Source organism: Pseudomonas sp. TE50-2, assembly GCF_040813665.1.
Taxonomy (GTDB): Bacteria; Pseudomonadota; Gammaproteobacteria; order Pseudomonadales; family Pseudomonadaceae; genus Aquipseudomonas; species Aquipseudomonas soli.
Genome location: NZ_JBFNXN010000001.1, coordinates 5,235,566 through 5,258,080, shown reverse-complemented (window position 1 = coordinate 5,258,080; position 22,515 = coordinate 5,235,566). Strand labels below are relative to the sequence as shown.

Below are 22,515 nucleotides of genomic sequence, written 5' to 3'. Positions count from 1 at the left end.
TCGGAAAACGGGAAGTGAGCGGGTGGATCAGCCGCGCATGATCTCAGGGGCACCGCCTTGCGGCAACTGCGGGCTGCCCGGGCGGACGGCCAGGGCCAGCAGCAGCTCGCTGGCGGGCATGGGGCGGGCGAACAGGTAACCCTGCTGGAAGTCCACGCCATGGCGCGCCAGGTAGTCGCGCTGCACCTCGGTTTCCACGCCTTCGGCGACAATGCCCAGGGCCAGCTTGGCCGACAGTTCGATGATGGTGTCGAGAATGTGCTGCGACAGGGCGTCACCGCCGATCATGGCGACGAAGCTCTGGTCGATCTTGAGGTAGTCGACGTTGAACTGGCGCAGGTAGTTGAGGCTGGATTGGCCGGTGCCGAAGTCGTCCAGGGCGATCATCACGCCCATGGCGTGCAATTTCTCGAACAGGTCGAGAGTTACCGGGGTGGGCTCGATCAGCTTGCGCTCGGTCAGCTCCAATGTCAGCACCACCCGCCCGGGCGGGAAGTGCTGGAGGAAGGTCTGGCAGTCATCGAGCAGGCCCAGGTCGCGGCAGTGGTCGGCAGTGATGTTGATGCCGATGTGAAAACCGTCCTCGAGCAACGCCGCGTGTGGCGCCAGGGCTTGGGCCGTGCGCAGCATCAAGCCGCGGGTCATGGCGACGATCTGGCCGCTGTGCTCGGCGTAGGGGATGAACAGGTCGGGGCGCACCAGGCCTTCGCGGGGGTGCTGCCAGCGCATCAGTACTTCGACCCCGGCCCAGCGGTAATCGCCCTTGCGCACCACCGGCTGGAAGTACGGCAGGAACTCGCCGGCCTCCAATGCCCTGGCCAGTTCGGCGCGGGGCGAGCTGGCACGGCGGATCTGCCAGCGACAGGCGCCCCCGGCTACCGCCCCAAGCACCAGCAACAGGCTCAACAGCGCAGGGTAGCGTGAGCGCATCAGCTCGCCGGGCTTGTCGGGACCAAAGCCGCCGTGCACGCTGAACGGGTAGTGCGTGGAAGAGAACGTCACCGGCGCGCTGGCCGCAACTGGCGGCGTGCCGGCCCGCACCCGGCCGTCGGCGCCCATCCAGTGGTTGCCGACCTGCACTTGCAACTGGCCGTCCTTACCGATCAGGCGCAGGGCCGTGAGCAGGTGGCGGCCATCGACCGTGGCGATCGCCCCCTTGTCGCCCTGGCTGGCGCGGTAGGCCAGCAGTGGTTGGCCTGGTGTGACGGAGTTGCCGTCCATCAGCCACAACTGACCGTCGGTATAATTGCTGGCGTCGACCGGCTCGTCGAAATCACCAAACAACGAGGTGCAATACAGGGAGTCACGATCGAACAGGTTGGTGGAACGCACGAAGGCATTGCGCGTGACTTCTATGCGCAACGCCAATTGCGCCTGTTCGCAGGGCTGGCCGGCCTTGGGCAGCAGGTGGTGGGCCGTGCTGGACAGGCTGTCGAGTACCGCTTCTATATGGACCACCACTTCGCGAGCCGTGACTCGACTGTCGGCGTCCAGCTCCTGGTCGATCTGCCAGCGCATCACCACCAGCCCGCACAGCAGCGGCAAGACACCGATCAGCCAGGGCAGCAGCGCGCGCCAGCTCCAGCGGGCAGGGCGTTTGGTGTTCAAGGGCATGCGCGGGTGGACCTTCTGCGAGGCGGTAGGTGATGCAGAGAATAGCCGTTTGTCGGAACAACCTGCGAACTAAAGCGCGACAAACAAATTTACGCACTGTAGAATCGGGTTACGAATACAACAATAAGGTTCTCCGCCTCCCGGGGAATCAAGCCCGCCGAGAATGGGTCCATATGACATACCATGGGTTCAAGCTGATCATTGGTGACTTCCTGGCCCGCAGCGTGCGCGGGATCCCGTGTTCACCACCACGCCATCTCCACATCGAAAGCCTGTAATCAACCGTTTTTCGCTGCAGATGAGGAAAAGAACATGGCAGATATCTTCGAAAACCCGATGGGCCTGGAAGGCTTCGAATTCATCGAGCTCGCCTCGCCGACCCCCGGCGTGCTGGAGCCGGTATTCCAGATTCTCGGTTTCACCAAGGTGGCTACCCACCGCTCCAAGAATGTGCACCTGTATCGCCAGGGTGGCATCAACCTGATCCTGAACAACGAACCCAAGAGCGCCGCCTCTTACTTCGCCGCCGAGCATGGTCCTTCGGTGTGCGGCATGGCCTTCCGCGTGCGCAACGCCCATGAAGCCTATGCCCGAGCCCTGGAACTGGGTGCCCAGCCGGTGGAAATCGAGACCGGCCCGATGGAGCTGCGCCTGCCGGCGATCAAGGGTATCGGTGGCGCGCCGCTGTACCTGATCGACCGTTATGAAGAAGGCAGCTCGATCTACGACATCGACTTCAAGTTCATCGAAGGCGTGGACCGCAATCCGGTCGGCGCGGGCCTGAAGATCATCGACCACCTCACCCACAACGTCTATCGCGGGCGCATGGCCTACTGGGCCGGCTTCTACGAGAAGCTGTTCAACTTCCGCGAGATTCGTTACTTCGACATCAAGGGCGAGTACACCGGCCTGACCTCCAAGGCCATGACCGCGCCAGACGGCATGATCCGCATCCCGCTCAACGAGGAGTCGTCCAAAGGGGCGGGGCAGATCGAAGAGTTCCTGATGCAGTTCAACGGCGAGGGCATCCAGCACGTGGCCTTCCTCACCGACGACCTGCTCAAGACCTGGGACGCGCTCAAGGGCTTCGGCATGCGCTTCATGACCGCGCCGCCGCAAACCTACTACGAGATGCTCGAGGAGCGCCTGCCAGGGCATGGCGAGCCGGTCGACCAGCTGCAGGCCCGCGGCATCCTGCTGGACGGTGCCTCTGAGGCTGGCGACAAACGCCTGCTGCTGCAGATCTTTTCGGAGACCCTGTTGGGCCCGGTGTTCTTCGAGTTCATCCAGCGCAAGGGTGACGACGGCTTCGGCGAAGGCAACTTCAAGGCGCTGTTCGAGTCGATCGAGCGTGACCAGGTGCGTCGTGGCGTGTTGAGCACCGAGTAATCGGTCGAGCACACACTCGCGGGGCAAGCCCGCTCCCACGCCGGAAGGTCGCGGGAGCGGGCTTGCCCCGCGCTGCGTTGTGGCGAACCCTTACTGCTGCCTGCGCAGGTAGCCGATCACTGCTTCGGCGACCTTGGCGCTGGAGGCCGGATTCTGTCCGGTGATCAAACTGCCGTCCTCCACCACATAAGCCGCCCACGGGTCGTCCGCCTTGCTGTACTCCCCACCGCGAGCGCCCAGTTCGTTCTCGGTGAGGAACGGCACCACCTTGTCCAGCTCAACCAGCTTTTCCTCGGTATTGGAAAAGCCGGTGACCCTGCGCCCCTTGAGCAGCAAGCTGTTGTCGCTGAGCTTGATATTGAGCAGGCCCACCACCCCATGGCACACCGCGGCGACCGCGCCGCCGCGCTCATGGATGCGCCGTGCCAGTTCCTGCAATGGCTGGTTGTCGGGAAAGTCCCACATCACGCCGTGGCCACCGGTGTAGTAGATCGCGCTGTACTGGTCGGCCTTGACCTGGCCGGGGCTCAAGGTGGCGCCAAGGCGGTTCATGAACGCCTTGTCGTTGTACCATTGCCAGTCCAGGTCTGGCGCCATCTGCAGGCTGTGGGGGTCGATCGGTACATAGCCGCCCGCCGGGCTGACATAGTCGACGGTAAAACCCGCTTTTTGCACTGCGTCGACAAAGTGCACGGCCTCGCCCAGCCACAATCCTGTGGCGCGCTTGATATCGGGATACTTGGCGGTATTGGTCAGCACGACCAGGAGCTTCTTGTTCATGTGCGCATGCCCGTCGAATCCATGGGAAAACGTTTGGCCAGCAAGATCAAAAGCCTTTTGAGCATAGCCCCCGCCACGCAATGCGCCATGGGCACGGGCGCTGTGCTAGGCTGCTGCAAAAGTCGACGCGCTACCGGGAGACGCCATGGACCAGGACACTTCCAGATTTATGCAGGCCGCTATCGACGAGGCCCGCAAGGGGCTCGAGGAAGGCGGCATTCCGATCGGCTCGGTGCTGGTGCACAAGGGCGAGATCATCGGCCGTGGCCACAATCGCCGTGTGCAACGGCACAGCGCCATCCTGCATGGCGAGATGGATGCCCTGGAGAATGCAGGCCGGCAACCGGCCCAGGTGTACCGCGAGTCCACCCTCTATACCACCTTGTCGCCCTGCGCCATGTGCAGTGGCGCAATCCTGCTGTATGGCATCCAGCACGTGATCATCGGCGAGAACGTCACCTTCATGGGCGAAGAGCAGTTGCTCGGCGACCGCGGCGTGCGTCTTGAAGTGCATGACGATGAGACCTGCAAGGCGCTGATGCGTCAGTTCATCGAAGCCAACCCAGAGCTGTGGAACGAAGATATTGGCCACTGACCTGGACACACGGGGGGCAGAGATCCAGGTCATTCATCTGGCACCGCCGTCATCTTCTCTGGCCGAGGTGGGCATGCCCATCGCTGGCTTCGACTGGAGCGCAACGCCGTTGGGGGCGTTGACCTCCTGGCCGCCCACCCTGCGCATCGCCGTCGACATGGTCTTGATGTCACCGTTTCCCTGTGCGTTGGTCTGGGGGGCGGCCCTGACGGTCATACACAACGACGCCTACCAGGCCCTGCTGGGCGGTTCTGTCGACCACCAGGGGTGTACTTTCGACGCGCTCTGGGAGCAATCCTGGGAGAGCATGGGGCCAACCGTATTCAAGGTGTTGCAGGGGCAGGGTAGCCTGATCGAGGATGCCCCATTACCGGTGCATCGAGAGGGTATCGCGGCGACGGCGTGGGTCACTGGCTGCTTCTCGCCCATTCGCGACGACCAGGGTGCGATTGCCGGGTTCCTCCACGCGCTGATCGAGACCACTGCCAGTGTCGGGGCCAGTCACGAATGGCGCGAGCTGGCGCAGTCCTTCGAAACGCGCCTGACGCAGTACCTGGCCGATCCAGACCATACCTGGCAGTTGTCGCCCGATGTGATGCTGATGCTTGAGGCCGATCTAAGCGTACGTACAGCCAACCCTGCCTGGCATCGGCTTCTGGGCTGGGGTGAGGCAACGCAGTTGCAAGTGGCCCTGCCCGAGCTGTTCCATCCCGCGGACCGTACCGAAGCGCAGCTGGCGCTGATGGCGCTTGTACAGGGCCACGCCGCGCCGCCCTTCGAGGGGCGGGTTCGCCATAGCGACGGCCATTACTGCTGGTTCCGCTGGACCGGCAGCGCCAACCAGGCATTGCCGACGTTGGTGGGGAGGGACATCACCGAGGACCGCAATGCGGTCCAGCGCCTGGCCGAGGCGGCGGTGCGCGACAGCCAGCGCATGGAGGGCGCTGTAAAGGTGGCGGGTGGGCTGGCGCACGAAATGAACAACGTACTGTCCGGCGTCGGCAGCAGCCTGGAATTGCTCGAACGACGCCTCGCCCAAGGGCGGATGGAGCGCGTGGAAGAGTATGTGCGGATGGCCCGGGAATGCGCTCAGCGAGCCATCGGCCTGACCCAGAACCTGTTGGCCTTTGCCCGTAGCCAACCCTTGTCGCCCAACCCACTGAACATCAACTACCTGCTGCAGGACGCGGAGCCGATGCTGCGTCAGACCCTGGGCGCCGAGATAAGCCTGAACATGCAGCTGGATGTGGCGCCCTGGCCATTGCAGGTCGACCCGGATACGTTGCGCAACGCCCTTTTGCATCTGTGCAGCAACGCCCGCGATGCCTGCCTGGGCAAGGGCATGTTGACGATCCGCACCGCCAACGAACGGCTGGCGCAGCCGAGCGAGGGCGCGGCAGCCTTGCCGCCGGGGGACTATGTCACGCTGCAGGTCGAGGACGATGGCCATGGCATGAGTCGCGAGGACCTGGCTCGGGTATTTGAACCGTTCTTCACCACCAAGCCGCTGGGGCAGGGGGCGGGCCTGGGGCTGCCCATGGTGCATGGCTTCGTGCAGCAGTCGGGCGGCCAGATATGGATCGAGTCGACGATCGACCAAGGCACACGGGTCGTGATGATGTTTCCGCGCTACCAGGGGACGTTGCCGGAGAGCCCCGCTCCGGATGTCCTGCCGCGGCAGATCCAGGGTGAACGGTTGCTGCTGGTCGATGATGAAGAAAACCTGCGCGGCCTGATGAAGGAGGCGCTGCTCGATTGCGGATTCGAGGTGTGTGATGTGCCCGATGCCAACAGCGCGTTGGGGCAGTTCCGGCATGCAGGGCCGTTTGATCTGGTGATCACCGATATTGGCCTGCCGGGAGGCTTCAGCGGCCGCCAGGTGGCCAAGGCGCTGCGCATGATCGAGCCCGAGCAGAAGATCCTGTTCATCACCGGCTTCACCACCGATCCGGTGGAGCAGGCCCTGCTCGACGAGCCCGGCACGGCCTTGATGTTCAAGCCGTTCTCGCTGCAGATGCTGGTGGTGCAGATACAGCGCATGCTGCAGGCCTGAGGCCGGGCTTCACAGCCCTTGCTGCAGGAATGGGTCGTCCGGGTTCTGCCGTTCCAGCTCGGCGAGCAGGACCTGGACATTCTGCAATTGGCCGGTTTCCTTCCAGTACTCGATCAGCAGAACCCGCACCCGGCGATTGGCCGGCTGGCGGTTGAGCACGGTCTCCAACTGCTTTTGCGCGGCATCGAGCTGTTCCAGCTGGTGCAGGGTGATGGCCAGGGTGTAGCGATAATCGTTGTTTTCCGGTTCCAGCTCGACAGCCCGCGAGAGGGCGAGCAGGGCGTATTCCTGCTGCTCATGGCGGGTCAGCCACAGGCCCAGTTCGTATTGCAGGAACGCGGAGTCCGGGCGTAGCGCCAGGGCTTTCGCGAGCACCTCGCGGGAGGCGTCGTGCTGGCCCTGTTGCTCCAGCAGGCGGACCTGGGTGGCCAACGCGTCCAGACCTTCAGGGGCCACGGCCAGGCTGCGGCGCAGGGCCCTGGAGGCTGCGTCGTAGGCTTGTTCATGCATGTATAGTCGGGCCAGGTGCAGCTGGGCGGCGGCGTCGTCGGGCTGTTGTTCCAGGGTCTGCTCGTACTGCTCCAGGGCATCCTGCAAGGGGCCGAAGTACAGGCCGATGGCGTCGGGGTCGAGACCCAGCAGAGCGTCCACCGCGGCGAAGCGCACGCTTTGCTCGTCATCTTCCAGCAATGGGCCCAGCACCAGGCTGCGCTGGGCGGCCGGCAGCAGCCGGCGGATGCTGGTGATGGCGGCGCGGCGTACCAATGGGTCGGCGTGCTCGAGGTCCTGGCTGGCCAGTTTCAACGCCTGTGGCGAGGGGTAATTGGGTAGTTCGGCATGTAGCGCGGCGCGGCGGATGGGCGGTAGGTCGTCACGCTGCAACTGCTGGTACAGCACCCGCGCGGCGCCCGGCAGGCCATCGTGTGCCTGGCGCAAGGCCTTGGCGTAGCTGTGGGGCGGCAGGCTGGGCGGTGCGGGCTGGCGGTCACGCCACAGGTAACCGATCGACGCGGGCAGCACGAGTAGCAGCAACAGGGCGATCAGGAGAGGGCGACGTCTGGGCATCTCGTGGTCCGGGGTGGCGGTACGGCAGAGCTTGGGGCAGGCAGGTGGCAATTGCAACGATCAGGGTGCGGTCCAGGGTTGGTATCGAGCCGTCGGGCGGCGGCGCTTGGCAAAATCCGTGGGCTGCGGGTTCGGTCTTGCAAACCTGCAGGGTTTCCTTGCACATCGGTGATGTTCCTTGTGGCGCTCTGCGGGTATCCTCGGCTGAGCCTTTCCTGAACTGTCCTGATTTCCAAGGAGCTGCACGCTGTGTTCAAACATGTCGATGCCTATGCCGGCGACCCGATCCTCTCGTTGATGGAAACCTTCAAGGCTGACCCGCGGGCTGCCAAGGTCAACCTGAGTATCGGCCTGTACTACGACGAAGCCGGCGTGGTGCCGCAACTGGCGGCGGTGGCCGAGGTGGAGAAACGCCTGGCCGGCCAGCCCCATGAAGCCTCGCTGTACCTGCCGATGGAAGGCCTGGCCGCCTACCGCCAGGCGATCCAGGCGCTGCTGTTCGGCGCCGACCACCCGGCAGTGAGCGATGGCCGCGTGGCCACCGTACAGACCGTCGGTGGCTCGGGCGCGCTGAAAGTCGGTGCCGACTTCCTCAAGCGTTACTTCCCAGGCTCCGAGGTGTGGGTGAGCAACCCGACCTGGGACAATCACCGGGCGATCTTCGAAGGCGCGGGCTTCAAGGTGCACACCTACCCGTACTTCGACCCGGACACCCGCGGCGTCGACTTCGCCGGCATGCTGGCCAGCCTGCAGGCCTTGCCGCAGAACAGCGTGGTCCTGCTGCATCCCTGCTGCCACAACCCCACCGGCGTCGACCTGGACCAGCAGCAGTGGCAACAGGTGGTCGAAGTGGTCAAGGCGCGCCAGTTGATCCCGTTCCTCGATATCGCCTACCAGGGCTTCGGTGAAGGCCTGGTCGAAGACGCCTATGCGATCCGCGAAATGGCCCGTGCCGGCGTGCCTTGCCTGGTCAGCAACTCGTTCTCGAAGATCTTCTCGCTGTACGGCGAGCGGGTAGGGGGCTTGTCGGTGGTCTGCGACGATGCCGCCACCGCTTCCAGCGTGCTTGGCCAGCTCAAGGCCACCGTGCGCCGCAACTACTCCAGCCCGCCCGCTTTCGGCGCCCAGCTGGTGGCCGGCGTGCTGGGTGACGCTGCGCTCAACGCGCAATGGGCCGCGGAAGTGGAGGTAATGCGCAAGCGCATCCTCGACATGCGCCAGGGCCTGGTCGACCTGCTCGGCGAGCTGCTGCCAGGCCAGGACTTCCAGTTCTTCCTGCGCCAGCGCGGCATGTTCAGCTATACCGGCTTCAGCGTAGAACAGGTGCGCCGTCTGCGTGACGAGTTCGGTGTGTACCTGATCGACAGTGGTCGGGTGTGCATGTCCGGGCTGCGTCCGGCCAACCTGCGCCAGGTGGCCGAGGCATTTGCCGCCGTGCAGAAGGGCTGACATCGGCGCTGGCCGAACTGGCTTTGGCGCGGGGCAAGTCGCATCGGTGCGCCGATGCGACTTGCCCCGCGATAGTTTTAGCAACCCGAAAACCCGCTTTCTTGTACAGACAAGTGCAACCGTCCCTCGGGCGGGGCTTCCCCAAGTGCAACCTTTGCATGCACAATCGCGCCCCTCTTCCCCGGTTGAGTTGGGCGAATCGTCTATTTCGCCATTCTCAGCCTGTTGCAGTCTTGCGAGTGGAGCGTCACCCGGAATGAATGAGCAGGCCCCAAGCGTTGAACAACGCTTTGTAGAATCGACCCCCGCCACCCTCGGCAGCTGGTCGCGTCAAGACACCACCTGGATGCTGGGCCTGTTCGGCACGGCCATCGGCGCCGGAACCCTGTTCCTGCCCATCAACGCCGGCCTTGGCGGTTTCTGGCCGCTGCTGGTCCTGGCCTTGCTGGCCTTCCCCATGACCTACTTCGCCCACCGCGGGCTGACCCGTTTCGTACTCTCGGGCAGCAAGGGCGGCGATATCACCGACGTGGTCGAGGAGCATTTCGGCATCACCGCCGGCGCGCTGATCACCGTCCTGTACTTCTTCGCCATCTTCCCGATCCTGCTGATCTACAGCGTGGCGCTGACCAACACCGTCAGCAGCTTCATGGAGCACCAGCTGCATATCGCGCCGCCGCCGCGGGCGATCCTGTCGTTCGTGCTGATCCTCGGCCTGCTGGCCATCGTGCGCTGCGGCGAACAGGCCACGGTCAAGGTCATGAGCCTGCTGGTGTATCCGTTCATCGTCGCCCTGGCGTTGCTGGCCCTGTACCTGGTGCCACACTGGACCGGCGGCATCCTCGACACCGCTACCCAGGTGCCGTCCGGCTCGGCCTTCCTGCACACCGTGTGGCTGGCCATTCCGGTGATGGTGTTCTCGTTCAACCACTCGCCGATCATCTCGGCCTTTGCCGTTGATCAGAAGCGCCGCTACGCCGAGCACGCCGATGAGCGCAGCGGCCAGATCCTGCGCCGTGCCCATCTGCTGATGGTGCTGATGGTGCTGTTCTTCGTGTTCAGCTGCGTGCTGACCCTGAGCAGCGCCCAGCTGGCTGAAGCAAAGGCGCAGAACCTGTCGATCCTGTCCTACCTGGCCAACCACTTCGAGCAGCCGGCCATCGCCTTCGCCGCGCCGCTGATCGCCTTCATCGCCATCGCCAAGTCGTTCCTGGGCCACTACATCGGTGCCAGCGAAGGCCTCAAGGGCATGATCGTCAAGACCGGCATGCGTCCGGGCGCCAAGGCCCTGGACCGCATCGTTGCCGCGCTGATGCTGGTGGTGTGCTGGATCGTCGCCACCCTCAACCCGAGCATCCTGGGCATGATCGAATCCCTCGGCGGCCCGATCATCGCGGTCCTGCTGTTCCTGATGCCGATGTACGCCATCCGCCGCGTGCCGTCGATGCGCAAGTACAGTGGTGCGCTGTCCAACGTGTTCGTGGTGGTGGTCGGCCTGGTGGCCTTGACCTCGGTGGTGTACGGCCTGTTGGCCTGATGCGTCGCTGAAAGCAGTGTGCCCGGATGGCTTGTCGCGATCCGGGCATTTTTTTGTCCACAAGAATTGTCTGGCAATGCAACAATTTCATGTTTGGTTATAGGCACTTGCGCGGCTTCATGCTTAACTCGAGGTCTTTTTCCAAACCTGCATAAGGATTTCCGCCATGGCTCAAGTGACTCTCAAAGGCAACCCGGTTCAAGTCAGCGGTGAACTGCCGAAGCAAGGCGCCGCGGCACCTGCCTTCTCCCTGGTTGCTGGCGATCTGTCGAACAAGTCGCTTGCCGACTTCGCCGGCAAGCGCAAGGTGCTGAACATCTTCCCAAGCGTCGACACCCCGACCTGCGCCACCTCGGTGCGCAAGTTCAACGCCCAGGCCAATGACGTGGCCAACACCGTGGTGCTGTGCATCTCCGCCGACCTGCCGTTCGCTCAGGCGCGCTTCTGCGGCGCTGAAGGCCTGGAGAACGTGAAGAACCTGTCGACCCTGCGTGGCCGCGAGTTCCTGGAAAACTACGGCGTGGCCATCGCCGATGGCCCGCTGGCCGGCCTGGCCGCCCGCGCCGTGGTGGTGCTGGACGAAAACGACAAGGTGCTGCACAGCGAGCTGGTTGGCGAAATCGCCGACGAGCCGAACTACGAGGCGGCGCTGGCTGTCTTGAAGTAAGTGTTCGCCGGCTTGCCGGCGAGCCAGGTAACACCCGGTAACGGCCTGGACCCTGTTCCAGGCCGTTTTCATTTAAAGTTCACGCCTTTGCCAACGTCAGCCGAAGGTAAAGCACTGGTAAAGCCCCTTTGCTAAAACGATGCCAGTGCTTATCGTTCACGCTCTCCACGCCGTCATTCTCTGAACAAGGTTCGTTCGACCCATGCAAGCCTCCAATTCCCGTTCCCCTCGTCGCTGGCTGTTCGGCCTGCTGATCCTGCTGCTGGTGGCCCTGCTGGCCTGGTGGCTGTGGCCCGCAACGACCGCCCATAATGAGGGTGGCGGGCATCGCCCGGGCAAAGGCATGGGCGGGCGGCCGGGTTTCGGCGCCTCCACCGAAGCGGTGCCGGTGCGCGTCGAGCCTGCGCGGGTGGGTGACTTCCCGCTGTACTACAAGGCCCTTGGCACCGTGACCGCGACCAACACGGTCAACGTGCGCAGCCGGGTGGCCGGCGAGCTGGTCAAGATCCACTTCAAGGAAGGCCAGCAGGTCAAGGCCGGCGACCTGCTCGCCGAGATCGACCCGCGCAGCTACCGCATCGCCCTGCAGCAGGCCGAGGGCACCCTGGCGCAGAACCAGGCGCAACTGAAGAACGCCCAGGTCGACCTGGCCCGTTATAAAGGCCTGTATGCCGAAGACAGCATCGCCAAGCAGACCCTGGACACCGCCGAGGCACAGGTCGGGCAATTCCAGGGGCTGGTCAAGACCAACCAGGCGCAGGTCAACGATGCCCGCCTGAACCTGGAGTTCACCCAGATCCGTGCGCCGATCAGCGGTCGCCTGGGCCTGCGCCAGCTGGACCTGGGCAACCTGGTCGCCGCCAACGACACCACGGCGCTGGTGATCATCACCCAGACCGAGCCGATCAGCGTCGCCTTCACCTTGCCGGAAACCCAGCTCGACACCGTGCTCGCCCGCTACCGCAGCGGCGCCAGCCTGCCGGTCGAGGCCTGGGACCGTGGCGATCAGAAGCTGCAGTCCACTGGCGTGCTTGGCAGCCTCGACAACCAGATCGACACCGCCACCGGCACCCTGAAGTTCAAGGGCACCTTCCAGAACACCGACCATGCGCTGTTCCCCAACCAGTTCGTCAATGTGCGCCTGCTGGCCGACACTCTGAAGCAGGTGGTACTGGCCCCGGCCGCGGCCATCCAGTTCGGCAATGACGGCACCTTCGCCTATGTGGTCAACGCCGAGAGCACGATCAACATCCGCCCGCTCAAGGTCGGAGCCAGCGATGGCGAGAACAGCGTGATCCTCAAGGGCCTGGCCGCCGGTGACCGCCTGGTGCTGGAAGGCACCGACCGCCTGCGCGAAGGCTCCAAGGTCGAGGTGGTCGAAGACAGCTCGCAAGTGCCGACCACCCCAGGCCAGCACCTGCAGGGGCAGGGCGCCAAGGGCTCGGCGCAGACCGGTGAACCAGGCTCCAAGGCGGGCGCATGAACCTCTCGCGCCTGTTCATCCTGCGGCCGGTCGCCACCACGCTGAGCATGCTGGCCATCGTCCTGGCCGGCCTGATCGCCTACAAGCTGCTGCCGGTGGCGGCCTTGCCCCAGGTCGATTACCCGACCATTCGCGTCATGACCCTGTACCCCGGCGCCAGCCCCCAGGTGATGACCAGCGCCGTCACCGCGCCACTGGAACGCCAGTTCGGCCAGATGCCGGGCCTCGAGCAGATGGCCTCGACCAGCTCCGGCGGCGCCTCGGTGCTGACCCTGCGCTTCAACCTCGACATGAACATGGATGTCGCCGAGCAGCAGGTACAGGCCGCGATCAACGCCGCCAGCAACCTGCTGCCCAGCGACCTGCCGGCGCCACCGGTGTACAACAAGGTCAACCCGGCCGACACGCCGGTGCTGACCCTGGCCATCTCGTCCAAGACCATGCCGCTGCCCAAGCTCAACGACCTGGTCGACACGCGCGTGGCGCAGAAGATCGCCCAGATCAGCGGCGTCGGCATGGTCAGCATCGCCGGCGGCCAGCGCCAGGCGGTGCGGATCAAGGTCAACGTCGATGCCCTGGCGGCCAACGGCCTCAATCTGGACGACGTGCGCACCCTGATCGGCGCCTCCAACGTCAACCAGCCCAAGGGCAACTTCGATGGCCCGACCCGGGTGTCGATGCTCGACGCCAACGATCAGCTGCGCTCGCCGGCCGAGTACGCCAACCTCATCCTCAAGTACAACAATGGCGCGCCGCTGCGCCTGAAGGACGTCGCCGAAATCGTCGACGGCGCCGAGAACGAGCGCCTGGCCGCCTGGGCCAACCAGAATGAGGCGGTGCTCCTGAATATCCAGCGCCAGCCCGGCGCCAACGTCATCGAGGTGGTCGACCGGATCAAGGAGCTGCTGCCGTCGATCACCGACAACCTGCCGGCGGGCCTGGATGTCAGCGTCCTCACCGACCGCACCCAGACCATCCGCGCCGCCGTGCGCGACGTGCAGCACGAGTTGCTGTTCGCCATTGCTCTGGTGGTGATGGTGACCTTCCTGTTCCTGCGCCGGGTCTCGGCCACGATCATCCCGTCGATCGCCGTGCCGCTGTCGCTGATCGGCACCTTCGGGGTGATGTACCTGGCCGGCTTCTCGGTCAACAACCTCACGCTGATGGCCCTGACCATCGCCACCGGCTTCGTGGTGGACGATGCCATCGTCATGCTGGAGAACATCTCCCGGCATATAGAAGAGGGCGAGACACCGCTGCAGGCCGCGCTCAAGGGCGCGAAACAGATCGGTTTCACCCTGATCTCGCTGACCTTCTCGCTGATCGCGGTATTGATCCCGCTGCTGTTCATGGCCGACGTGGTCGGGCGGCTGTTCCGCGAGTTCGCCATCACCCTGGCGGTGGCCATCCTGATTTCCCTGGTGGTGTCGCTGACCTTGACGCCGATGATGTGCGCCCGGCTGCTCAAGCGCGAGCCCAAGGAGGAGGAGCAGGGCCGCTTCTACCGTGCCAGCGGCGCCTGGATCGACTGGCTGATCAAGCACTACGCCAGTGCCCTGACCTGGGTGCTCAAGCGCCAGCCGTTGACGCTGCTGGTGGCCGTGGCCACCCTGGCGCTGACTGTGGTGCTCTACCTGATGGTGCCCAAGGGCTTCTTCCCGGCCCAGGACACCGGGGTGATCCAGGGTATTTCCGAGGCACCGCAGTCGACCTCGTTCGCCGCCATGAGTCAACGCCAGCAGGCCCTGACCGAGGTGATTCTGCAGGACCCGGCGGTGCAGAGCCTGTCTTCGTATATTGGCGTGGATGGTGACAACGCCACTCTCAACAGCGGCCGCCTGCTGATCAACCTCAAGCCCCATGGTGAGCGCGACGTGACGGCAGCCGAGGTGATCAGCCGGTTGCAGCCGCAGCTCGACAAGCTGGTCGGCATCCGCCTGTTCATGCAGCCGGTGCAGGACCTGAGCATCGAGGATCGGGTCAGCCGCACCCAGTACCAGTTCAGCCTCAGCTCGCCGGATGCCGACATGCTTGCCGAGTGGAGCGGCAAGCTGGTGCAGGCACTGAAGGACCGTCCGGAGCTGCAGGACGTAGCCAGCGACCTGCAGGACAAGGGCCTGCAGGTGTACCTGGTGATCGACCGCGACATGGCCAGCCGCCTCGGCATCACCGTGGCGCAGATCACCAACGCCCTGTACGACGCCTTCGGCCAGCGGCAGATCTCGACCATCTACACCCAGGCCAGCCAGTACCGCGTGGTGCTGCAGTCGCAGACCGCGGCCAGCCTCGGCCCGCAGGCCCTGGAGGCGGTCCACGTCAAGGCCGCCGACGGTGGCCAGGTGCGCCTGTCGGCCCTGGCGCGCATCGAGCAGCGCCAGGCCCAGCTGGCCATCTCGCACATTGGCCAGTTCCCGGCGGTGATGATGTCGTTCAACCTGGCCCATGGCGCGTCCCTGGGCGAGGCGGTCAAGGTGATCGAGCAAGTGCAGCAGGAGATCGGCATGCCGATCGGCGTGCAGACCCGCTTCCAGGGCGCCGCCGAGGCGTTCCAGGCTTCGCTGTCGAGTACCTTGCTGCTGATCCTTGCCGCCGTGGTGACCATGTACATCGTGCTCGGCGTGCTCTACGAGAGCTACGTCCACCCGGTAACCATCCTCTCGACGTTGCCTTCGGCGGCGGTGGGGGCGTTGCTGGCGTTGCTGCTGAGCGGCAACGACCTGGGCATGATCGCCATTATCGGCATCATCCTGCTGATCGGCATCGTCAAGAAGAACGCGATCATGATGATCGACTTCGCCCTCGAGGCCGAGCGTCATCAGGGCATGAGCCCGAGTGATGCGATCTACCAGGCTGCGCTGCTGCGCTTCCGGCCGATCCTGATGACCACCCTGGCTGCGCTGTTCGGCGCGGTGCCGCTGATGCTCGCCACCGGTTCCGGCGCCGAGCTGCGCCAGCCGCTGGGCCTGGTGATGGTCGGCGGCCTGCTGGTGAGCCAGGTACTGACGCTGTTCACCACGCCGGTCATCTACCTGTACTTCGACCGCCTGGCACGTCGCTGGCGCCCGCTTGACGATGCGCGGCAGGCCGAAGCATGAACCTGTCCGGACCGTTCATTCGCCGGCCGGTGGCTACCATGCTGCTGAGCCTGGCGATCATGCTGCTGGGTGGGGTGAGTTTCGGCCTGCTGCCGGTGTCGCCGCTGCCGCAGATGGATTTCCCGGTGATCGTGGTGCAGGCCAGCCTGCCCGGGGCCAGCCCCGAGGTCATGGCGTCCACCGTGGCCACGCCGCTGGAGCGCAAGCTCGGCGCCATTGCCGGCGTTACCACCCTGACCAGCAGTTCCAACCAGGGCTCGACCCGGGTCATCATCGGCTTCGAGCTAGGCCGCGACATCGATGGCGCGGCACGCGAGGTGCAGGCGGCCATCAACGCCACCCGCAACCTGCTGCCCAGCGGCATGCGCAGCATGCCCACCTACAAGAAGATCAACCCGTCCCAGGCGCCGATCATGGTGCTGTCGCTGACCTCCCAGGTGCTGTCCAAGGGCAAGCTGTATGACCTGGCCGACACCATTCTGTCCCAGAGCCTGTCGCAGGTCAGCGGGGTAGGGGAAGTGCAGATCGGTGGCAGTTCGCTGCCGGCGGTGCGTATCGAGCTCGAGCCGCAGTTGCTCAACCAGTACGGCCTGTCCCTGGACGACGTGCGCACTGCGGTGGCCAACGCCAACCAGCGCCGGCCGATGGGCTTCGTCGAGGACAGCGAACGCAACTGGCAGGTGCGCGCCAACGACCAGCTGGAAAAGGCCGAGGACTACAAGCCCATCGTCATCCGCCAGCAGAACGGCTCGATCCTGCGCCTGTCGGACGTGGCCAAGGTCAGCGATGGCGTCGAGAACCGCTACAACAGCGGCTTCTTCAATGACGAGAGCGCGGTGCTGCTGGTGGTCAACCGCCAGACCAACGCCAACATCATCCAGACCGTCGAGCAGATCAAGGCCGAGCTGCCGGCGTTGCAGTCACTGCTGCCGGCCAGCGTCAAGCTCAACGTGGCCATGGACCGCTCGCCGGTGATCAAGGCCACCCTGAAGGAGGCCGAGCACACCTTGCTGATCGCCGTGGTGCTGGTGATCCTGGTGGTGTACCTGTTCCTCGGCAATTTCCGCGCCTCGCTGATCCCCAGCCTGGCGGTGCCGGTGTCGCTGGTGGGCACCTTTGCGGTGATGTACCTGTGCGGGTTCTCGCTGAACAACCTGTCGCTGATGGCGCTGATCCTCGCCACCGGCCTGGTGGTGGACGATGCCATCGTGGTGCTGGAGAACATCTCCCGGCATATCGAGAAGGGCGAGAGCCCGATGCGGGCCGCTTACAAGGGCGCGCAGGAGGTCGGTTTCACCCTGCTGTCGATGAACGTCTCGCTGGTGGCGGTGTTCGTCTCCATCCTGTTCATGGGCGGTATAGTGCGCGGGTTGTTCAAGGAGTTCTCGATCACCCTGGCGGCGGCGATCATCGTCTCGCTGGTGGTATCGCTGACCCTGACGCCGATGCTTTGCTCGCGCTGGCTCAAGGTCCATGGCCCGCAGCAGCAGACCCGCCTGCAACGCTGGAGCGACCGCATCCACCAGCGCATGGTCGCCGGCTACGACAAGAGCCTGGGCTGGGCGCTGCGCCACAGGCGCCTGACCCTGCTCAGCCTGCTGGCCACCATCGTGCTCAACATCGCGTTGTACGTGGTGGTGCCCAAGACCCTGATGCCGCAACAGGACACCGGCCAGCTGCAAGGCTTCATCCGTGGCGACGACGGCCTGTCGTTCACGGTGATGCAGCCGAAGATGGAGATCTACCGCCGCGCCCTGCTCGCGGACCCGGCGGTGGAAAGTGTTGCCGGCTTCATCGGCGGCAACAGCGGTACCAACAACGCCTTCGTGCTGGTGCGCCTGAAGCCGATCGCCGAGCGCAAGGAAAACGCGCAGAAGGTCATCGACCGCCTACGCAAGGACCTGCCGAAAATCCCCGGCGGGCGCCTGTACCTGATGGCCGACCAGGACCTGCAACTCGGTGGCGGCGGCCGCGACCAGACCACCTCGCAGTACCTCTACACCCTGCAGAGCGGCGACCTGGCTGCTTTGCGCGAGTGGTTCCCGAAGGTCACCGCAGAGCTGCGCAAGTTGCCCGAGTTGACCGCCATCGACGCCCACGACGGCGCCGGCACCCAGCAAGTGACCCTGGTGGTCGACCGTGACCAGGCCAAGCGCCTGGGTATCGACATGGACATGGTCACCGCGGTGCTCAACAACGCCTACAGCCAGCGGCAGATCTCGACCATCTACGACAGCCTCAACCAGTACCAGGTGGTGCTGGAGATCAACCCGAAATACGCTTGGGACCCAAGTACCCTGGAGCAGGTGCAGGTGATCACCGCCGACGGCGCCCGGGTGCCGTTGTCCACCTTCGCCCGCTACGAGAACAGCCTGGCCAACGACCGCGTCAGCCACGAAGGGCAGTTCGCCTCCGAGGACATCTCGTTCGATGTCGCCGAAGGCTACAGCCCCGACCAGGCCCTGGCCGCGCTGGAGCGGGCGGTGGCCAAGCTTGGCCTGCCCGAATCGGTGATCGCCAAGCTCGGTGGCGATGCCGACGCCTTCACCAAGACCGCCGAAGGCCAGCCGTTCATGATCCTCGGCGCCCTGGTGCTGGTGTACCTGGTGCTGGGCATCCTCTACGAGAGCTACATCCACCCGCTGACGATCCTCTCCACATTGCCTTCGGCCGGGGTCGGCGCCTTGCTGGCGCTGTACCTGACCGGTGGCGAATTCAGCCTGATCTCGTTGCTCGGGCTGTTCCTGCTGATCGGCGTGGTGAAGAAGAACGCCATCCTGATGATCGACCTGGCCCTGCAGTTGGAGCGCCATGAAGGCCTGTCGCCGGAGGAGTCGATCCGCCGTGCCTGCCTGCTGCGCCTGCGGCCGATCCTGATGACCACCCTGGCCGCGATCCTCGGCGCGCTGCCGCTGCTGCTCAGCCGCGCCGAGGGCGCCGAGATGCGCCAGCCGCTGGGCCTGACCATCATCGGCGGCCTGGTCTTCAGCCAGATCCTCACCCTCTACACCACGCCTGTGGTCTACCTGTACCTCGATCGCCTGCGCCACCGGTTCAACCGCTGGCGCGGCGTGCGCACCGACGCTGCCCTGGATACCCCGCTATGAACTTTGCCCACACCCGAATCCATCGTGCCCTCAGGCTGCTGACCCAAGGGCGCGGCTCGCGCCTGGTCAGCGCCGGGTTGTGCGTGGCCATGCTCAGCGCCTGTACCTTGAGCCCGGACTATCACCGCCCGGAGATCAGCACCCCGGCGCAGTTCAAGCAGGCCGAGGGCTGGACCCAGGCCAACCCGTCCGATGCCATCGCCCGCGGGGCATGGTGGGAGCTGTATGGCGACAAGCAGCTCGACGCCCTGGTGGAAGAGCTCAACCGCAGCAACCAGACGGTGGCGCAGTACGAGGCGCAGTACCGCCAGGCCCAGGCGCTGGTGCGCAGCAGCCGCGCCGCGCTGTTCCCCTCGTTGAACCTCACCGCTGGCAAGAACCGTTCGGCCCAGGGCACCGGGAGCTCCAGCTCGAGCCTGTCGAACAACAGCAGCGGCATCCGCAACACCTACAACGCGCAACTCGGTGTGAGCTGGGAGATCGACCTGTGGGGCAAGCTGCGTGAAGCCATGAACGCCAACGAGGCCAGTGCCGAGGCGAGCCTCGCCGATATGGCGGCCATTCGCCTGAGCCAGCAGTCGGAGCTGGTGCAGAACTACCTGCAACTGCGGGTGATCGACGCGCAGAAGCGCCTGCTCGAGGCCACGGTAGCGGCCTACGAGCGCTCGTTGCAGATGAACGAGAACCAGTACCGCGCCGGGGTTGCCGGGCCGGATGCCGTAGCCCAGGCGCGTACCCAGCTCAAGAGTACCCAGGCCGACCTGATCGACCTGGCGTGGCAACGCGCGCAGTACGAGAACGCCATTGCCGTGCTGATGGGCAAGGCGCCGGCCGACTTCGCCTTGGCCGCGAGCCGCGACATTCCGGCGTTGCCGCCGGTGCCGGTGTCGCTGCCTTCGCAGTTGCTCGAGCGCAGGCCCGATATCGCCTCGGCCGAGCGCAAGGTCATGGCGGCCAACTCCAATATCGGCGTCTCCCGGGCGGCGTATTTCCCCGACCTGTCCCTGAGCATGAATGGCGGGTATTCCAGCAGCAGCTTCAACAACTGGATCGAGCTGCCCAACCGCTATTGGTCCGTCGGCCCGCAGTTGGCGTTGACGCTGTTCGATGCCGGCAAGCGCAGCGCCGAGGTCGACCGCACCGTGGCGGTGTACGACCAGACCGTGGCGCAGTACCGGCAGACGGTGCTCGATGGGTTCAAGGAGGTGGAGAACTACCTGGTGCAGCTCAAGGTGTACGGCGACGAAGCCGTTGTCCGGCAGGAAGCGCTCGAGGCGGCGCGGGAGTCGTTGCGCTTGACCGAGAACCAGTACAAGGCCGGGTTGATCGGTTACCTGGACGTGGTGAACGTGCAGACCACGGCGCTTAGCAGCGAACGCAGCGTGTTGACGCTATTGCAGGGGCGGCTGGTGGCGAGCGTGCAGTTGATCGCGGCACTTGGCGGTGGCTGGGACGCTCGCACGGAGTTGGCCGAGCAGTGACCTGCTGTTGGCGTCTTTGCCCGTGACGCTGCACCGCATCACAGATCGCCACATGGCACGTGGCGTTCGGCCATTTCTCGTGCAAACTGTGTAAGGCCACGTTATCGGTGGCGTAATCCATTGCACGAGGAACGCCATGAGCGGACGTTGTCTGGGCCTGTCTGTGTGGTTGTCGTGCCTGCTGGCCGTGGTTCCGCTGCACGGTTCTGCCGCGGACAACTGCCAGCACCTCACCGCCACCGGCAACCCGGAATACCCACCTTATCTCTGGCGCGACCCGCATAACCCCGCGCAACTGATCGGCGCCAATGCCGACCTGCTGAAGCAGGTGGCCAAGGACCTCGGCCTGGTGGTGGATGTGGTGTATGTCGGGCCGTGGTCCAGGGCGCAGGAGGAAGTGAGCAGCGGGCGCATCGACATGCTCGCCGGCTACTTTCGCACCCAGGCGCGCGAACTGCTGACCGACTTCATCAGCCCGCCCTTCCTGTTCAATTCCAGCGTGGTCTGGGTGCGCAAGGGTGAAGGCTTCGCCTACAGCGACTGGTCCGACCTGAAAGGGCGACGTGGCGGGACGCTGGTCAACAACAGCCATGGCCAGGCGTTCGATGACTACGCCCGGGCGCAGCTCGACCTCGAAGCGGTGCCCAGCGTTACCCAGGCCTTCCAGAAGCTGCTGCTCAAGCGCAGCGACTACGTAATCTTCGAGCAGTATCCCGGTATGGCCCTGGCGCGCACGCTGGGCAAGGAAAATGAGCTCGAAGTACTTGAACCGCCGGTCTCCAGCGAAGGGCTGTACCTGGCGCTGTCGCACAAGTCGGGTTGCAACCAGCCGGCACTGCGCGAACAACTGGCGCGCAAGATGCGGGAGCTGGTGGCAGGGCCCTTGCCCGAACAACTGGTGGCCGAAAACCTGGAGCGCTGGCAGCGTCAGCAGGCCGGCAAGTGAATCGTTCGCGGCATTAGCCCGCGCCTCGCCCGATCCCTTTGATCTAAGGCCGCATCTACCTGCACCTATGCTGTTGGGGCGAAACCACACCCTTGTTTTCTCGCGAAGGTATTCTCATGAGCAAGCCTACTGTCGTGCTTGTACACGGTTTTTGGGGCGGGGCCGCCCACTGGGGAAAGGTGATTGTCGAACTGGCGCGCAAGGGCATCAAAGACGTGCGCGCCGTGGAGCTGCCACTGACCTCCTTGGCTGACGATGCCGAGCGCACCCGCAAGATGGTGGCGCAGGTGCCAGGCGAGGTGCTGCTGGTAGGACACTCTTACGGTGGGGCGGTAATCACCGAGGCCGGCAACGCCGCGAACGTGAAGGGGCTGGTCTTTATCGCGGCCTTTGCCCCCGACGCGGGCGAAAGCCCAGGTGGGCTGACGCAGCAGCATCCGCCTGTCGCGGCAGCGAACCTTGCCCCGGACAGCGATGGTTATCTATGGATCAAGGCCGACAAGTTCCACGAAAGCTTTTGCCAGGATCTGTCGGCGGATGAGGCATGGGTCATGGCGGTGACGCAGAAGGCGCCGCTGGCGAGCACCTTTGGCGACACCATCAGCGACCCGGCCTGGAAGCACAAGCCCGCCTGGTACCAGATTTCCAGCCAGGACCACATGATCGCCCCGGCCAACCAGCAGATGATGTCGGCGCGCTTGCAGGCGCGCAAGGTCATCACCCTGGATGCCAGCCATGCGTCGCTGGCTTCGCGGGCACGGGAGGTTGCTGCGTTGATCGAGGAGGCACTGGGCTAGTTCAGCTTCAGCTCTTGCACTTGGCCACGACGACCTGGCAGGTCCGCGGCGTGCCCCCGGACCTGCCGGCGTAGCGCATGCAACTGTCCAGCGACTTCCTGCTCGCCATGGCCAGTGTCGGACCGAATGCCAGGCCGCCTTCGCCGCTGCTGGGCAGCGCCTTGGCATAGCAGTTGGAGCCTTGGGCGGCGTAGCGGGTGCTGGCGTGCTTGTTCGAACAACCGGTCGAGAAGGACAGAGTGATGGCGAGCAGGGCGAGCGGCACTGCATGCCGGGGCAGGGTGGCCATTGCAGGCTCCGAGAACGGCGTGGTGGTGTGTTGAGCTTAGCCGGAGTCGCTTCGCTTGGCTTGGTGTTTCTCATGGTCAGGGATGCCTGATCGAGGGGTTTGCCCGTGATCAACGCCATGAGCAGAAGCAAACGACAAGTGGCATTATGCCTTCAGCTACTCGCGCAA

General features: G+C 64.8%; 16 protein-coding genes. 12 read left to right on the top strand and 4 right to left on the bottom strand.

What is annotated here, in order from left to right; all coding sequences use genetic code 11:
* Nucleotides 1–27 precede the first annotated feature (27 nt).
* Nucleotides 28–1,614, bottom strand: coding sequence for an EAL domain-containing protein (locus AAHK21_RS24065; RefSeq protein ID WP_367858568.1), 1,587 nt, complete (start codon nucleotides 1,612–1,614; stop codon nucleotides 28–30).
* A 312-nt stretch (nucleotides 1,615–1,926) separates the two neighbouring features.
* Here AAHK21_RS24065 and hppD point away from each other — a divergent pair, with 312 nt between their 5' ends.
* Entirely contained in the window at nucleotides 1,927–3,003 is a 1,077-nt protein-coding gene (gene hppD / locus AAHK21_RS24060) for a 4-hydroxyphenylpyruvate dioxygenase (protein WP_023629687.1), read from the top strand.
* A gap of 90 nt (nucleotides 3,004–3,093) precedes the next feature.
* On the opposite strand, the gene AAHK21_RS24055 is transcribed toward hppD, so the two are convergent.
* Nucleotides 3,094–3,783: a type 1 glutamine amidotransferase domain-containing protein gene (locus AAHK21_RS24055; protein ID WP_367858567.1), complete on the bottom strand. Its 690-nt coding sequence runs from the start codon at nucleotides 3,781–3,783 to the stop codon at nucleotides 3,094–3,096.
* Nucleotides 3,784–3,928: 145 nt separating this feature from the next.
* Between AAHK21_RS24055 and AAHK21_RS24050 the strand changes: the two genes are divergently transcribed.
* Nucleotides 3,929–4,378: a nucleoside deaminase gene (locus AAHK21_RS24050; RefSeq protein ID WP_367858566.1), complete on the top strand. Its 450-nt coding sequence runs from the start codon at nucleotides 3,929–3,931 to the stop codon at nucleotides 4,376–4,378.
* Nucleotides 4,368–6,431, top strand: a complete 2,064-nt coding sequence (locus AAHK21_RS24045) for an ATP-binding protein (protein ID WP_367858565.1) — start codon at nucleotides 4,368–4,370, stop codon at nucleotides 6,429–6,431. The genes AAHK21_RS24050 and AAHK21_RS24045 overlap by 11 nt, the downstream gene beginning before the upstream one ends.
* 9 nt (nucleotides 6,432–6,440) lie before the next feature.
* Here AAHK21_RS24045 and AAHK21_RS24040 read toward each other — a convergent pair whose 3' ends face one another.
* Nucleotides 6,441–7,496 carry a HEAT repeat domain-containing protein gene (locus AAHK21_RS24040; protein WP_046855748.1) on the bottom strand — a complete coding sequence of 352 codons (1,056 nt, stop codon included), beginning with the start codon at nucleotides 7,494–7,496 and terminating at the stop codon, nucleotides 6,441–6,443.
* A 249-nt stretch (nucleotides 7,497–7,745) separates the two neighbouring features.
* Here AAHK21_RS24040 and AAHK21_RS24035 point away from each other — a divergent pair, with 249 nt between their 5' ends.
* From AAHK21_RS24035 to AAHK21_RS23995, 9 genes are all read left to right on the top strand, one after another.
* Entirely contained in the window at nucleotides 7,746–8,945 is a 1,200-nt protein-coding gene (locus tag AAHK21_RS24035) for an amino acid aminotransferase (RefSeq protein ID WP_367858564.1), read from the top strand.
* A gap of 256 nt (nucleotides 8,946–9,201) precedes the next feature.
* The gene (locus tag AAHK21_RS24030) at nucleotides 9,202–10,482 is read left to right on the top strand and encodes a serine/threonine transporter (protein ID WP_023631759.1); all 1,281 of its coding nucleotides are present in this window, start codon (nucleotides 9,202–9,204) and stop codon (nucleotides 10,480–10,482) included.
* Between the two features lie 166 nt (nucleotides 10,483–10,648).
* Nucleotides 10,649–11,149, top strand: a complete 501-nt coding sequence (gene tpx, locus AAHK21_RS24025; protein ID WP_028692156.1) for a thiol peroxidase — start codon at nucleotides 10,649–10,651, stop codon at nucleotides 11,147–11,149.
* Between the two features lie 202 nt (nucleotides 11,150–11,351).
* Nucleotides 11,352–12,632, top strand: a complete 1,281-nt coding sequence (locus tag AAHK21_RS24020; protein WP_367858563.1) for an MdtA/MuxA family multidrug efflux RND transporter periplasmic adaptor subunit — start codon at nucleotides 11,352–11,354, stop codon at nucleotides 12,630–12,632.
* Nucleotides 12,629–15,727, top strand: coding sequence for an MdtB/MuxB family multidrug efflux RND transporter permease subunit (locus AAHK21_RS24015; RefSeq protein ID WP_367858562.1), 3,099 nt, complete (start codon nucleotides 12,629–12,631; stop codon nucleotides 15,725–15,727). The genes AAHK21_RS24020 and AAHK21_RS24015 overlap by 4 nt, the downstream gene beginning before the upstream one ends.
* Complete coding sequence (locus AAHK21_RS24010; protein ID WP_367858561.1) at nucleotides 15,724–18,834, top strand: multidrug efflux RND transporter permease subunit; 3,111 nt, start codon at nucleotides 15,724–15,726, stop codon at nucleotides 18,832–18,834. The genes AAHK21_RS24015 and AAHK21_RS24010 overlap by 4 nt, the downstream gene beginning before the upstream one ends.
* A complete protein-coding gene (locus AAHK21_RS24005) occupies nucleotides 18,831–20,315 on the top strand; it encodes an efflux transporter outer membrane subunit (protein ID WP_046855742.1) in 1,485 nt (494 codons plus the stop codon). The genes AAHK21_RS24010 and AAHK21_RS24005 overlap by 4 nt, the downstream gene beginning before the upstream one ends.
* A gap of 136 nt (nucleotides 20,316–20,451) precedes the next feature.
* Complete coding sequence (locus tag AAHK21_RS24000; protein ID WP_367858560.1) at nucleotides 20,452–21,261, top strand: substrate-binding periplasmic protein; 810 nt, start codon at nucleotides 20,452–20,454, stop codon at nucleotides 21,259–21,261.
* 116 nt (nucleotides 21,262–21,377) lie between these two features.
* Nucleotides 21,378–22,058: an alpha/beta hydrolase gene (locus tag AAHK21_RS23995; protein WP_046855740.1), complete on the top strand. Its 681-nt coding sequence runs from the start codon at nucleotides 21,378–21,380 to the stop codon at nucleotides 22,056–22,058.
* A gap of 7 nt (nucleotides 22,059–22,065) precedes the next feature.
* Here the strand turns inward: AAHK21_RS23995 and AAHK21_RS23990 are convergent, their stop codons facing one another.
* On the bottom strand, nucleotides 22,066–22,347 hold the full coding sequence (locus AAHK21_RS23990) for a hypothetical protein (protein WP_046855739.1): 282 nt from the start codon (nucleotides 22,345–22,347) through the stop codon (nucleotides 22,066–22,068).
* Between the last annotated feature and the right edge of the window lie 168 nt (nucleotides 22,348–22,515).